Annotated in this window: 11 protein-coding genes; 7 read left to right on the top strand and 4 right to left on the bottom strand. The window is 66.4% G+C overall.

Annotated features, from left to right (window positions below; genetic code table 11):
- Window positions 1-402 (top strand): DNA polymerase ligase N-terminal domain-containing protein, encoded by a 402-nt coding sequence (locus tag G6O54_RS07115; protein ID WP_165222298.1) that lies wholly within the window; start codon window positions 1-3, stop codon window positions 400-402.
- Between the two features lie 1140 nt (window positions 403-1542).
- Here G6O54_RS07115 and G6O54_RS07110 read toward each other — a convergent pair.
- Window positions 1543-2802 (bottom strand): hypothetical protein, encoded by a 1260-nt coding sequence (locus G6O54_RS07110; RefSeq protein ID WP_165222295.1) that lies wholly within the window; start codon window positions 2800-2802, stop codon window positions 1543-1545.
- A 370-nt stretch (window positions 2803-3172) separates the two neighbouring features.
- Between G6O54_RS07110 and G6O54_RS07105 the strand changes: the two genes are divergently transcribed.
- From G6O54_RS07105 to G6O54_RS07090, 4 genes are all read left to right on the top strand, one after another.
- Window positions 3173-4102, top strand: coding sequence for an NAD-dependent epimerase/dehydratase family protein (locus G6O54_RS07105; protein ID WP_165222293.1), 930 nt, complete (start codon window positions 3173-3175; stop codon window positions 4100-4102).
- Window positions 4103-4305: 203 nt separating this feature from the next.
- The gene (locus G6O54_RS07100; protein ID WP_165222291.1) at window positions 4306-5268 is read left to right on the top strand and encodes an NAD-dependent epimerase/dehydratase family protein; all 963 of its coding nucleotides are present in this window, start codon (window positions 4306-4308) and stop codon (window positions 5266-5268) included.
- Window positions 5262-6704, top strand: coding sequence for a glycosyltransferase family 4 protein (locus G6O54_RS07095; RefSeq protein ID WP_250846751.1), 1443 nt, complete (start codon window positions 5262-5264; stop codon window positions 6702-6704). Before G6O54_RS07100 ends, G6O54_RS07095 begins: the two co-directional genes overlap by 7 nt.
- A 40-nt stretch (window positions 6705-6744) precedes the next feature.
- Complete coding sequence (locus G6O54_RS07090; RefSeq protein ID WP_165222289.1) at window positions 6745-7728, top strand: TlpA disulfide reductase family protein; 984 nt, start codon at window positions 6745-6747, stop codon at window positions 7726-7728.
- Here the strand turns inward: G6O54_RS07090 and G6O54_RS07085 are convergent.
- From G6O54_RS07085 to G6O54_RS07075, 3 genes are all read right to left on the bottom strand, one after another.
- Window positions 7709-9298, bottom strand: coding sequence for an ABC transporter permease (locus G6O54_RS07085; RefSeq protein WP_165222287.1), 1590 nt, complete (start codon window positions 9296-9298; stop codon window positions 7709-7711). The two genes, G6O54_RS07090 and G6O54_RS07085, sit on opposite strands and share 20 nt — an antisense overlap.
- The gene (locus G6O54_RS07080; RefSeq protein WP_165222285.1) at window positions 9298-10224 is read right to left on the bottom strand and encodes an ABC transporter ATP-binding protein; all 927 of its coding nucleotides are present in this window, start codon (window positions 10222-10224) and stop codon (window positions 9298-9300) included. Before G6O54_RS07080 ends, G6O54_RS07085 begins: the two co-directional genes overlap by 1 nt.
- A gap of 84 nt (window positions 10225-10308) precedes the next feature.
- Window positions 10309-12330: a coiled-coil domain-containing protein gene (locus tag G6O54_RS07075; RefSeq protein ID WP_165222283.1), complete on the bottom strand. Its 2022-nt coding sequence runs from the start codon at window positions 12328-12330 to the stop codon at window positions 10309-10311.
- Window positions 12331-12495: 165 nt separating this feature from the next.
- Here G6O54_RS07075 and G6O54_RS07070 point away from each other — a divergent pair, with 165 nt between their 5' ends.
- Window positions 12496-12948, top strand: coding sequence for an acyl-CoA thioesterase (locus G6O54_RS07070; protein ID WP_250846750.1), 453 nt, complete (start codon window positions 12496-12498; stop codon window positions 12946-12948).
- Between the two features lie 249 nt (window positions 12949-13197).
- Window positions 13198-14139, top strand: coding sequence for a 1-phosphofructokinase family hexose kinase (locus G6O54_RS07065; protein ID WP_165222281.1), 942 nt, complete (start codon window positions 13198-13200; stop codon window positions 14137-14139).
- Window positions 14140-14144 lie beyond the last annotated feature (5 nt).

Genomic DNA, 14144 nt, shown 5'->3' with positions numbered 1-14144 from the left:
ATGAGCGAGCACGGAGCGACGCCTCCCCGCCGGTTCGTCGTCCTGGAGCACCGGTGGCGTGGCGTGCATTGGGACTTCATGCTCGAGGACGGCGCGACGCTATGGACCTGGGCGCTGGATTCCCCGCCCGCCCCGGGATGCGAGCTCCCGGCGCGCAGACTCCCGAATCATCGACTCGCGTATCTCAGTTACGAAGGTTCGATCTCCGGCGACCGCGGGGCCGTGCGGCGGGTCGCCGAGGGGACCTATAGCCCGATCGTCTGGGAGGCGACGAGGCTGATCGTCGACCTGAAGGGGGACCAGCTCGTGGGGAGGCTCGTCCTGAGCATGGACGCTCCGTCCGACGGTCCCGGCTCGCCGGGCGGATTCGACTGGAAGCTCCGGCTGGGGAAGGTGGACTGAAGGACCTTCCGGGTGGGGAGGGTGGGCAGGTAGAAGGCTCCCTTGCTCCGATCGGAACGGCCGGCGAGGCGGATCTGCCCCCCGCGGATCTCTAGCTCCTGGAGCTGGATGTCCTCACGCTGGACATTCGGCGAGTACTTCATCACGACGACCGGATATCCTTCTCGCCGCTGCCAGCGAACGTCGACCCCACGCATCCGGGCGTAGTCGGTGATCCGATCGAGGATGTTGTCCGCGGGCACGGGGAGGATCCCGGCCCGGATCTTCTCGAGCGTGAGCTCGACCGTGTTTCCCTGGGGCACGCGCGGGCGGGCGACGACGGTGATCACCGACTGGAGCCCGCTGCGATCGAGCTGGAACGCCAGGATCACCCGGTCCGTTTCGAAGAGGACGCGGGGATCGTGGACTTCCGGAGGCAGTTGATCCGCGAAGTAGGAGACGAGATCCTCCGCCAGCCAGGCGTTGACCTCCTGGTCGGAGAAGACGGCCTCCCAGGTGGGCTCGTTGACGATGTCGTTGCGGAGCTGCAAGCTCTGCGCGACGAAATGCCGCGCCTTCCCCTCGCGCTGCTCGGGCGGGAGGTTCACCATGTTGCGATAGTAGGAAGGCTCGTACGTTAACGACATCCACGCAACGCACGGGATCGCGGTGACGACCCCGACCGCCGCGGCCGCCGCCTTGACGCGCCTGGACAGCTTCTTGAGCATCGGAAGGCCCATCTATCCTGGATTGGACAGAGCGATGGGAAACGCCGCCAGCGATCGCGAGGTGCGGCCGCGCTGCGAGAGGAGACCCGAAGGTCATTCATGGCCAAACCTGGGCGCAGCATACGGGGCGTCTCCGGAACGGTCAACCCGAGGATCCAGTGGCAATGACCGCGCCGTCGGTCCGAGGATGGGCGTGGTTTGGAGCAATTTTCCCAACCCCATTCCTTCCTGGAAGACCCTCGCGGAGCCGTCGCCGGACCTCGGCCTGTCGCCCGGGGGAGCTTCCGATGTCGTCCGCCGGGAGCACGGCAAGGTCCCGGCCTCGCTTCCGCCCCTCGATAACCCATCAGCGGCCAGGTGGAGCAGATGGTCGCCAGCCGCGGCTTCCACTTCCGGGGCAGCGGCGCGGCCCTCGCCGAGGCCAGGGCCAACATCAGCGGGCCAGTGGTTCCCGGAGGGCGTGAACCAGTTCGGCCTTCCAGGCACCGTCGGCCCCGCGGATTCCCGCGCGCTGGGCGGCACCCGGGTGGTCCTGGTAGGCCCAGATCCACCACCCGGCCAGCCCGTACTCGGCGCACTTCAGGCGGTGCCAGCGGAGCGACGCATTCCCCGGCTGCCACGCCGTGGCGAGGATGGAGTCCTTGATCTCGTGCTCGTGACCCGGGCCTTTCAGGTCCGTCAGGAGGATCCGCGGGGCGTTTTCCCTGCCCAGGATCTCGACGATCCGACGCAGATAGTGGTATCCGTCGGGAGCCGGGTCGCAGAAGGCATACGACGACATCGGCCAGTAGTCGGGCGGCAATGCCAGGTCGTCCACCAGCCAGGTCTTCAGGTGGGAAAAGCCGCTCAGGCGTTGCTCGGGCGTCTTCGCCATCCAGTAGGCGTTGTTCGAGAAGATCGGCAGCAGGTAGGGAGCCGCCTTCGGCCGCTTTCCGGCCGAACGGAACGCGGGCCAGACCTTCTTCACGAACCGTTCCGTGGCCCGGAGGATCTCGTCGCCGGGATCAATGCCCCAGAGGACCGGCTCGGCACAGCCGAGCTGATGATTACCCATCATGCTCCAGAGCGCGATCTGCTCGGGATGTCGCGCCCGTTCCTCGACGAACCGAATCAGGCCCGCATACCACGTCGCGGCCGATTCACAGTGGGAGTCGTCCGCGACCGGCCAGCCGGAGCCCGGTTTCCCGATGTGGTTCGCGCCATCCAGCCGCCCGGGAATCCAGCGGTTGTCCACGAGATCGAGTTCCACCGAGACGCCGGCTTCATGGCAATCGTCGACGAAGACAGCCAGGTTCTTCAGGTAAGTCAGGTTCGCCCATCCCTCGACCGGCTGGCCCGGCCGCGGCCCGACTCCGGCTCGGGCGAGCGTGAACTGGATGGGGACGAACAGGCAGACGAGGTTGATGGCCGCCTCCCGGGCCAGATCCCGAAGCGCCGCGCGGAGGCCCTCGCGATACGGCGGATCGTACGGATCGAAGACCGGGAAGGGATAGCCTTCCATGGCGGCGTGGCGGACGTTGGGATTGAAGAAGACTCCGCGGAAGCCGGGCGTACGCGGTGGCGAGTCCGGAGTGGGCGGCGCCGCCGCCGCTCGCTCCGAGAGTCGAGGAGCCAACGCCAGCAACCCCGAGCGTGCGAGGAAATCCCGTCGCGACCGCGGCCCGAGGTCGCTCCCGGCTCGTGGACATTCCATCGTCAATTCTCCGTTCGCTCGTCTTCTTCGACGACAACTCCGGTTGACAGCCTTCGCGGACTTGATGATACTCCTCGCCGACAGGCCGGGGCAGGTCGGGATTGGAGACGACTCAGACAGGCACCAGCAAACCTACCGGTTGACGCTTCGCAACGCCTGAGTCTTCTGGACCGGCTTCCTTCAAGGATGGTCTGCCACTCGACGCAACGCAACGCAATCGAAGGATGGACGTGGCCGCAAGGACGGGGCCTGGGCGTACTCCTCTGCCCGTCATCACTTGCCGGCCGCGCGGAAGTCCGGTTCCAGTCATCGATGATCCGCGACGTGACCAGGCGCGTCTCGAGTCGAGCCACCAAGGATGGGTCCCGCCATGAAGATCCTCGTCACCGGCGGAGCCGGCTACGTCGGCTCCACGCTCGTCCCGATGCTCCTGGAACAGGGGCACCGCGTCCGCGTGCTCGATAACCTCAAGTTCGGCGGCCACGGCCTGCTGCCCTGCTGCCAGAACCGATTCTTCGAGTTCCGCAAGGGAGACGTCTGCGATATCGCCACCGCGAAGTCGGCCGTCGAGGGGATGGACGCGATCATCCACCTCGCCGCCATCGTCGGCTACCCGGCCTGCAAGAAGGAGCCTCAGCTCGCCCAGGCCGTGAACGTCGAGGGGACGCGAAACCTCCTGGCCGCTCGCGGCAAGGACACCCGCTTCCTGTTCGCATCGACCGGCAGCATCTACGGGTCGATCCCCGACTACGTCTGCAACGAGGAGACGCCCCGGGCCCCGATCACCCTCTACGGCGAGACCAAGGGCCAGGCCGAGCAGATGGTCCTGGATTCCGGCAACGGCGTCGCCTACCGGTTCGCCACGGCCTTCGGCGCCAGCAACCGGATGCGGCTGGACCTGATGCCCAACGACTTCACCTACCAGGCCGTCAAGAACCGCAACCTCATCGTTTATGAGGGTGGTTTCAAGCGAACATTTGTTCATGTCCGCGACATGGCGCGGTCTTTCATCTTCGCCCTCGAGCGCTGGGACGAGGTCAAGGACGACGTCTACAACGTCGGCCACGAGTCCATGAACTTCACCAAGGAAGACGTGGCCCGGAAGATCCTCGAACACACCAACTTCTACCTCCACTTCGCCGAGGTCGGCTCCGACGCCGATCAGCGGAACTACGAGGTCTCCTACGAGAAGATCCGCAAGAAGGGCTTCGAGACCACCGTGGACCTCGACCGCGGCATCGCCGAGCTCGTCCGCGCGGCGCAGCTCATCGAGTTCCAGAACCCGTTCGCGAACGTCTGACGGCCGGTAGACGCGTCAGGATGCCCGCCGACCGAAGCGATCACTCCCGTCCTCTCCCCCCTCCGCGAAGGAGGGTCGGGGAGAGGGGGAGTCCGCTCACACCTGCCAGGACAACCATGGCGAAGCGCGGGCCCCTGCCCCGCTCGCCCGCCCTTCATCCTCGGATCGATCGAGAATTCCGCCGCACTCCTCGGAGCGACTTCATGAAAGGTTTCTGGTCCGGCAAGCGCGTCACGGTCACCGGCGGGGCCGGGTTCCTCGGCCAGCACATCGTCAAGCGGCTGGAGGGATACGGGGCGACGGTCTTCGTCCCCCGGCAGAAGGACTTCAACCTCGTCGCGCTCGATTCGTGCCTCAAGTGCCTGCTCGAGCATCCGTGCGACGTCCTGGTCCACACGGCGGCGTACTACGGCGGCATCGGCATCAACCAGACCGAGCCCGCGAAGCTCTACTACAGCAACCTCGTCCTGGGCGCCAACCTGATGGAGGCCGCCCGGCTGGCGAAGGTCGGCAAGGTCGTGAACATCGGCACGGCGTGCAGCTACCCCGGCTACCTCGAAGGGGACCTCAAGGAGGACGACCTCTGGGGCGGGGCCTGCCACGCCAGCGTCGTGAATTACGGCCTCACCAAGAAAATGCTGGCCGTCCAGGGGGTGGCCTACAAGCGGCAGTACGGGCTGGACTCGATCCACCTGATCCTGACCAACCTCTACGGCCCCGGAGACTCGTACAACCCGGATCGCTCGCACGTGGTCGCCGCGCTGGTCCGGAAGTGGGTCGAGGCCGACCTCGCGAAGGCGCCGAGCATCGAGGTCTGGGGGACCGGCAAGCCGATCCGCGAGTTCATCTACGTCGAGGACTGCGCGGATGCCATCGTCCTGGCGGCCGAGAAGTACAATGATGTGAACCTACCCTTGAACATCGGCACCGGGATCGGGACGTCGGTCCGCGAGCTGGTGGAGACGATCAACGACGTGACCGGCTATCCGGGGAAGATTGCCTGGAACACGGACAAGCCGGACGGGGCGATCAAGAAGGTCCTGGACGTCACCCGGATGAAGCGCGAGCTCGACGGCTGGGTGCCGCCGACCGACCTTCGCGCGGGGCTGGCACGGACCATCGCCTGGTATCGGGCCAACAAGGCCCAGGCGGACGCCAAATGGTGAACCGTCGACCCTGGTTCTGGAGCCTCCCGAAGGCCGCCCAGCCTCATTTCCAGCCGCCCCAACCGGCGGCCGAGGTCGCCGGGAGTGGTTCGGAGATCGAAGGCCCGTCGGAAGGCCGGGGGCAAGGCATGCCCGGCGCCGGCCGGCGGCTCCTCTTCGTCAATCAGTACTACTGGCCGGACCACGCCTCCACGGCCCAGCACCTGGCCGACCTGGTCGAGTCGCTCGCGGCCCGCGGGTTCGAGTGCCACGTCCTCTGCGCGCAGGGGACGTACAAGCCCGGCCAGCCGAAGGCCCCGACCTACGAGGTCCACGAGGGGGTGCACATCCACCGGGTGCCGGCCACCTCGCTGGGCCGCAGGAGCACGCTCGCGAGGATGACCGACTACCTCACGTTCTACGGCCGGGCGGTGTTCCAGGCCCTGCGGATGCCCCGGTTCGACGCCGTGGTCACGCTGACGACGCCGCCGATCATCGGCCTGATCGGCACGCTGCTGAGGCGGCTGAAGGGGACGCGGCACGCGTACTGGAGCATGGATCTCCACCCCGATGCCAGCCTCGCACTCAGGCGGATGAACCCAAGGAACCCGGTCGTCCGCGGACTGGCCTGGCTCAGCGACTTCGTCTATCGCCATGCCGACCGCGTGGTCGTCCTGGGCCCCTACATGGCCGATCGCGTGATCATGAAGGGCGTCCGCGCCGATCGGCTGGCGACGATCCCCGTCTGGAGCCGTCGCGACGAGGTCTCTCCCGTGGAGCGGGAGCGAAACCCGCTGCGGAGATCCCTCGGGCTCGAGGACAAGGTCGTGGCGATGTACTCCGGCAACCTGGGACTCGCCCACTCGTACGACGAGTTCCTCGAGGCCGCCCGCCGGCTCCGCGACCGGAGCGACATCGTCTTCCTGTTCGTCGGCGGAGGTCCCCGATCGAAGGGCCTGCGCGAGGCCGCCGAGGCGGAGGGCCTGCCGAACATCCGGTTCCTCGACTACGTCCCGCGTGAGGACCTTCGTCATTCGCTCTCGCTGGCCGACGTCCACCTGATCTCGATGCGGCCGGAGATGACCGGCATCGTCGTCCCCGGCAAGCTCTACGGCGTGATGGCGGCCGGCCGGCCCGCGCTCTTCGTGGGCCCGGCCCACTGCGAGACCGCGGACACGATCCGCCGGGCCGGATGCGGCTTCACCGTCGCCCCGGGCGACGCCGCGGGAGTCGTGGACGCCCTGACGACCCTCGCCGCGGACCTGAACCTGGCGCACCAGATGGGCCAGAAGGGTCGAATCTCGTTCCTGGCGTCCCACGAACGGAACCTCTGCTGCTACCAGTGGCTGGACGTCATCCGCGGACTGCTGCCGGCCCCCGCCGCGACCAGACCGCGGTCCTCGAGCCGGATCGGCGTGATGACTTCCGCCGGGACGCTCCCCACGGCGTCGCGTTGAGGTTCGCCACCATCCCAACCCCGTCCCGGAAACCGGACTCGTGAGACTCACTCGAATCCTGATCGCCGCCGTCTCCATGCTCTGCCTGTCCGGCATCGCTCGGTCCCAGGACCCTGCGCCTCCGCCGACGAGCGTGGCCTCGATCCTGGACCGCAGCGACCGAACCCTGGTCCGCGACCTGGGGGAGTACCTCCGTCAGAATCCGAAGTCCGAGGATCGCGACCAGGGCTACGCCGCGCTCTTCAACAAGGCCATCGAGCACGACTGGTTCGCCGACACCGAGGACGCGGCGCAGCGTTATGTCAAGAACGATCCGGACGGCCCGGTGAAGGCCCTGGCCCAGATTGTCCTGACGATGGCTCGCGCGGGGGCAGGCCGCTACGACGAGGCCCTGACCCGTTACAAGGAGCTGATCGGGGGGCTGGGCAAGCCGGACCAGGAGGATTTCGCGACCAGTTTCACGGAGAACTTCGCCGGCTCGGCCGTGACCGCCGGCGAATTCGCCGTCGCCAGGCAGGCCTACACGCTGCTCCAGGACCGTTTCCCCGAGAGCACCGCGATTCGCGAGAAGGTCGGGAAGGAGCTCGGCCGGATCGGCCGCGTCGGCAAGCCCCTGCCGGAGTTCGAGGCGATCGACCTCAACGGCAAGCCGGTCAAGTCCGGCTCGCTCAAGGGGAAATACGTCCTGGTCGACTTCTGGGCGACCTGGTGCGCCCCCTGCCTCACCGAGCTTCCCCGGCTCCAGGACGCCTATCGCAAGTACCACGCCGAGGGCCTCGAGATCCTGGCCGTCAGCCTGGACGAGACGCGGACGCCGGTCGCCGACTTCGTGACCACGCGCAAGATCCCCTGGCTTCAGGTTCACAACGGCTCGGCCGCGACGGACCTGGTCGAGGCGTTCGGCGTCGGCGCGATCCCGGCCTCGTACCTCGTGGATCCGGAGGGGAACATCATCCGGCTGGATCTCCGGGGACCGGCGCTGGACGCGGTCCTCTCGAAGCTCGTCAGGAAGGAGTCGAGGTAGGAAGTCCCCCCGCGGGCGACGGGCTCGGATCCTCGGCCGACTCCCATTCGCCGAGGACCTCCTCCCGGGCTGCCGACGCATCCCGTTCGTTCGACCATTTCGCGGCGTCGCCGACGACCTTGCGGAATCGCTTCTTGGCGGTGGACAAGAGTGTGTTGAAGACGAAGGTGAACAGGAGCGTCGGGGTGATCGCCGCGCCGGCGACCCACGGGAAGTTCTCCGCGGGCCCGACCCCGAAGCTCGTCGTGGTCCCCGCCGACAGGCCGATCCCCGCCAGCGGACTGAGCGCATAGACGACCTGGGCCTGAGAGCCCGCTCGATAGTCCGAGGCGACGATGATCGTGCCCAGGAACAAGGGCAGCAGCCAGGCCATGAAGACGAAGAGGGTCAGGAACGTCATCCCTCGGCGCCCGAATCGAGCCAGGAAATACTGGTAGGCCAGGCCGAAATACGCGATCACGAGCACCCCGTTGGCGATCGCCAGGGGGAACCCGTCGCGCAACCCGGAATAAGCGATCTGGGTCTGCGACAGGCTACGCTGCCAGACCAGCGTCGTCGAACCAAGGACGATGCCGCAGATCACGACGAGGAAGGGCCGATTGAGGGCGAAGTCCGCCAGCCATGATGGCCTTTCCTCTCCCTTCCTCAGGCACCTCAGCAGTCCCTTGTAGTGATCGGCCTGGGTGGGCGTCACGGTGATCGTCAGGAAGATGCCCAGGGCGACGAGCACGTACAGGATCAGGAGGCCGATGAAGTCGGACTCCGTCGAACTCCAAGTGCTCCCCACCGCAAGGGTCCCGGCCACGGCCATCGCGCCGATGGCCTGGGGCTTGGAGAGGGGATGGAGTCGCTCCGACTCGAACTTCCTCCTCGACGCGAGGAACGCGACCAGGAGGATCGGCGCCTGGTAGAGGAGCACCACGGCCAGCCACGGCAACGAGACGCCGAAGAAGTCGAGCCGGGGATCCCGGTCGAGCAGGTTGGCCACGAACCCGAACGACGGGAAGAACGAGCCGCTCGTCAGTCCGATGACGATGATGGGCCAGACGATCCCCTTCGCCATCGAGGGACGCTTCGAGGTCAGCCCGTTGATCAGGGCGATGGCCTGGGCCACCCAGGCGAACGCGATCAGGGCGATCATGACCTGGACGAAGCCGCGGATGTCCGGCGTCCCCGCGGCGACGCAGAGCAGGCTGAGCGGGATCGTGATCAGGAACAGCAGGTATTCGCGGATCGGCGCCCCGAAGAAGTAGCCCAGGGTCAGCTCCGTGGGCGTCAGCGGGGACACGCGATGGAAGTCGAGCATCCCCGAAGCCCGCGCCGAGGCCACCGAAGTCCCGACCTGCGAGGCCCCCATCAGGCAGAGCAGCACGCCCTGCACGGCCAGGACGCTCCCGAACGCGCCGCCGGTCTGGAAGGTCCCGAACTGGAACGCCACATAGGCGATGCAAAGGCAGATCGCACCCGTGATGATGGCCCCCGAGATCAGGGCCGGGCGGCGACACCGCGATCGGACGTGCCTCAGGAACATGGGGTTGTCGAGCCACTCGCGGAGAAGGTCCGGGATCATCAGGCAAGCTCCTTGGCGCCGACCTTGAGGAAGAGCTCCTCGAGATTCTCTCTCCGCCGGGAGAAGGCGGCCACCCGGACCCCCGCGCCGACCAGCCGCGCGAGCAGGTCGCTGGCCTCCTCGGCCTTCCCCGCGTAGCGGAGCTCGTACGCCCCGTCCTTCAGCACCGGCTCGCCGGCGTGAGGATCGGCCGCGACGGCCTGGAGGAAGCTCGCCGGATCGCCCAGCACCTCCACGACCAGCAAGGTCGCCCCCATGATCCGGGCATTGACCTCATCGATCCGGCCCCCCACCACGAGCCGCCCCCGCTCCATGATTGCGACCGAGGTGCAGAACTCGTTCATCTCGGAGAGGATGTGCGAGGAGACCAGGATCGTCTTCCCCTCGCCCGCGAGCTGCTTGATGATGTTCTTGAGGTCGATCCGGCCCTGCGGATCGACGCCGCTGGCCGGCTCGTCCAGGAGCAGGATCCGCGGGTCCGGGATCAAGGTCTTGGCCAGCATCAGGCGCTGGCGCATCCCCCGGGAGAGGCCGGGAATCCCCTCGTTCCGCTTCTCGATCAGGCCGACGAGCTCGAGGTACTGGTCCACCCGGGTCTTCCGCTCGCGGCGTGGTATCCGGTAGCTGGCCGCGAAAAGGTCCACGAACTCCCAGACCAGCAGGTCCTCATAGATCGGCGGGAAATCCGGCATGAAGCCGACGATCGCGTTGACCTCGCGGGGGAACTCGCGGACGTCGACGCCGTCGAGGACGATCGAGCCATACGTCGGCTCGATCAGTCCGAGCATCGTCCGCATCGTCGTCGTCTTGCCCGCGCCGTTGGGCCCGATCAGCCCGCAGACCTCCCCCGCGTCGACCTCCAGAGTCAGGTCGTTGACGGCACAGAGGTTGTCATAATCCACGCGGAGGTCGCGAATCGAGATCATGAGTTGGGACGGCTCCGAGGTCATTCTGGAAGGTAAGCAGTCATTCGTAAGTTCATGACGTCCCTCTTCCGCAGGAGTGAGTGCCTACCGTTTCGGTTGCTCTCGCAGTCCTCGCATTTCCTCCAGCTCCTCGTCAGTGAACCCTGCCTTTTTCAGAATTTCCCGCTTCTTCTCCTCGGTCCCCGATTTAAGGGTCGCTCGATCCTCGGGAGATATGCTCCGAAGTTTATCGAAGAGCTCTCGCCCGGGTCGCGGAGCTCCGCGCCTGGGGGCAATGGTTCTTGTGGGCTTTTCGAGTTCAGCTAGCTTTCGCGCCATCTCGAGGAACTGCGGCTCGGTAATCGCTCGCTCGGCTCCACGGGCTTTGAGTTCCAGCGCGGCGATCGCCGACTCGATTTCCCGAAAGACATTCGCGTCCCGCGGTTTGTCATTGGACTGGGTGGTCGCGATCCGGCCGCGAATTTCGGCCTCGTCCCGGATCGATCCCAGGAGATCGCGGAGCGACGCCTTCTCGATTGCCGTCAACCCGGCACTCGTCTGTGGACGTTTGGAGATTGCCAGCTTCTCCCGTTCGATCGTGAGCGTTTGACGCTGCGAGATTTCTCTCGAGATCGCTCGCTCGACGTCGGCCGCGAGTTCCTTCTCTCGGACGGGTCTCCCCTGATTGTCCAGAACATCCAGCTCGTTCCTTGCGTGCTCGAGCTCCAATTCCGACTTCTGTACTCCGTGCCTGGCAAACTTCAGAGCGATCTCGAATCGCCGGAGGGCGTCTGCGTCCGGCAGCGAAGTCGTGGCCGTCCGTCTTGCACGATCCATCGCCGCGGAGGCGCGGACGAGATCTTCCTGGCTGCCTTTCAGTGTCGATTCCGCCATGGCCACGGCGGTCAACGCCTCGGTCCGCTCGCGCACGAAGAACGTTTCCACGTACTCCTTCTGGACCTCCCTGGCCTGCGCGAGTCGGTTTGCGGCGGCCTTGTAGCAGGCCTCCGCGGCGCGAATCGCCAGTTCCTGGGACGGGATGTCCCATACCCTACCCTCGATCTGCTCGAGCCGATCGAGGATAGAAGCGCAAGCCCGGATCAGGGACTGGCGTGCACCGTCGAGGCGGACCTCGGCCCCCTCATCGCCGAGAAGTCCAACGATTGGCGAGGGGGGCGAGGTCGCGGTCTGAGCGGCGATCGGACCGGAAGAAAATCGCGAGAGTATTGCCGTGAGTTGTCGCAGTCGGCTCACCTCCAGGGAGCGGCGAACGTTCCGGATCCGCGACGCCGACGTCTCGATTCGATCCTCAATATCGCGGGCTTCCTGCTCGGTGGGTATCCGTTTGGCGTCATCGAAACTCCTGAGCTTCTTCCCCACTTCCGCGAGCTGAATCGCCACGCCGTCAAGATTCGCGAGCCGGGAACCCCACTCGTCCTCGGTCGCAAGGCTTCGGGCCACCGAAATCCTGGCCTGGAGATCGTTCTTCGCGGCCATCCATTCGCTCTGTTTCTGGAGCTCCTTGCCGAGAGCCTCGTCCTTCTTCGCCAGAACTTCGGCTCTGCGGCGCGGTCCTAGAACCTTTTCGAGACGATCGAGCCTGGAGGTCTCCCGGGCAAGTTCGGCCTCGGCCACCGGCCTCCTGCGCTCCTCCTCTCGGAGAATGACCTCGGCTCCCTGGAGGATCAGATCCTCGGTGAGAGTGTTGGTCGTTTGTTTTCGAGACCGCTCGAGGTAATTCTTCTGATCCGCGATGCTGCCTCGTATTCGCTCCAGGTTCGCGGTCGCGAGCTTGACACTGCCTGCCGCGACAGCCCGCTCAAGGGGGTACGTCGATTCGTCGTATATCCTGAGCTCGAGTTCGCTGAACTCTCTCTCGAGCTTCGCGTTCGTGTAGTCTGCCTCCGCGCGCTGGATCTTCCACGTCAGCTCGTCGAATACCGGACCGCGACCGTGGAAGGCGTTGAGGCCGTCGTAGACCGACTGGGCCACGTCCAGGTAGGCACGGCGAACGTCATCCAGTCGTTTCTCGATAGAGCGGGGAGGCTCCTGCGAAGGGGCCGAGGGCTCGGCGATCATGATAACGCTGCACATACCGACCCAGGTCCGACAGAGCAGCTTGGACATGGACGGGCTCCGAGCCAGGAGATATGGTTGCAGTGCGGCGTTGACTCTACTCCAGCGCAGTTCCCATCGCCAACAACCTCTGAACTTTTCGGGCAGATCGTCGTCGAAAACGAGAGACCCGGAGGCGAGGGAGCGTTCCCGGTAGGAAACGGAAAGCATCAGCCGATGGACGCCGAAACGAGGATGAACGAGCTGACCGCCGGATTCCCGGTCGTGGCGGTGCAGCCGGTTCAGTGGGGCGAGCAGGATCCGCTGGGGCACGTCAATCACGTGACCTATTTCCGCTGGTACGAGACGGCGCGGTTGGCCTACTTCTACAAGGTCGGGCTGATGGAGCTGTACCGGGATGAGCGGATCGGGCCGATCCTGGCGCGGGTCTCGAACGACTATCGCAAGCAGCTCAGCTATCCGGACACGGTCCATATCGGCGTGAAGATCGTCCGCCTGGGGCGATCGAGCATGGAGCTGGAGCACAGCATCTTCAGCCGGCAGCTCGGCGCGCTCGCCGCGGAGGGCACGTCGACCATGGTCGTCTTCGACTACAAGGCGAACCGGGCCCATGCGATCCCGGCGAAGATCCGGCACGCGATCGAGGCCCTCGAGGGGCATCCGTTTTGAGACCTCGCGGGTCATGGCCCGTGGGGGCGGAAATTGAGCCGCGGTCACGGCATGGTGGCCTCGCGAGGCGGCTTGCCTTATGCTAGATGGATCGGCCGGAAGCCCCTGCGCGGACGACGGGTGAGACGCCGCAACTGATGGCGATTCGCGCGTTATCCTGGGGCCCGGGACTTGCGAGCGGTCGAGAGCGACGGTGCGCCGGCCACCACGACGATCCGACATCCAATCTACTGTATGGTTGATCCCGCCATGATCGTATGCGTCACGTTGAATTCCTGCCTGGACAAGACGCTCGTGGTCCCCGAATGGCAACCGGGGGATCTGGTCCGGGGAAAATCGGTGCGGGAAGTCGTGGGAGGCAAGGGGAATAACGTCGCCCGCGCCCTCAAGCGGCTCGGGCGCTCGGCGCGTCCGGCGACCTTCCTCGGCGGCCCCGTGGGAAGGCACTGCGCCGAGCTGTTGCGGCGGGACGACGGATTCGACGCGATCGCGGTCCCGACCCAGTCCGAGACTCGCGAGATCCTCACGGTCCTGACCGAGGGTACGCCAAACCAGACCGCGTTCTTCGACCCCGATCCGGCCGTCACGCCGAGGGAGGCGGAACAGTTCGCCGACGAGATCGAGAAGGCCCTCGCCGGCCGCGAGGTCCTGGCCCTCACGCTCTCCGGCTCGAGCCCCTCGCCGGCCACTCACGGGCTCTTCAGCGATCTGATCTCGCTGGCCCGTGCCCGGCGGATCCCGGTCTTCCTCGACACGTACGGCCCGGCCCTGGACGCAATCTGGGGCTTCTGGCCGATGGCGCTCCAGCTCAACCGCAAGGAGGCGGCCGGCCGCCTCCGCAAGACCGAGGTCTCCGACGGCGATGTCCTCGGCCTCCTGGCCGACTGGTCTCGGCACGGAGTAACCTGCGGGGTGGTCACGGACGGGCCGCGCGCGGTCCTCGCCCAGATCCGCGACAAGCGCTACCGGGTCATCCCGCCGTCGATCAAGGTCGTCAACCCGATCGGCTCCGGCGATTCCCTCCTGGCCGGCCTGGTGGACGGTTGGCTGAACCAGCTCGATCCCGAGGCCATGCTCCGGCGAGCCGTCGCCTGCGCCGTGTCGAACGCCCTGGTCTGGGATGCCGGCGCCGTCAACCCCGACGAGGTCGACCGGCTCGCGGACGAGATCGTCGTCGAGCCGATCGGCTGACGTGC

This window comes from Aquisphaera insulae, from assembly GCF_011064615.1.
GTDB lineage: Bacteria > Planctomycetota > Planctomycetia > Isosphaerales > Isosphaeraceae > Aquisphaera > Aquisphaera insulae.
This window is presented reverse-complemented; position numbering and strand designations above follow the sequence as displayed.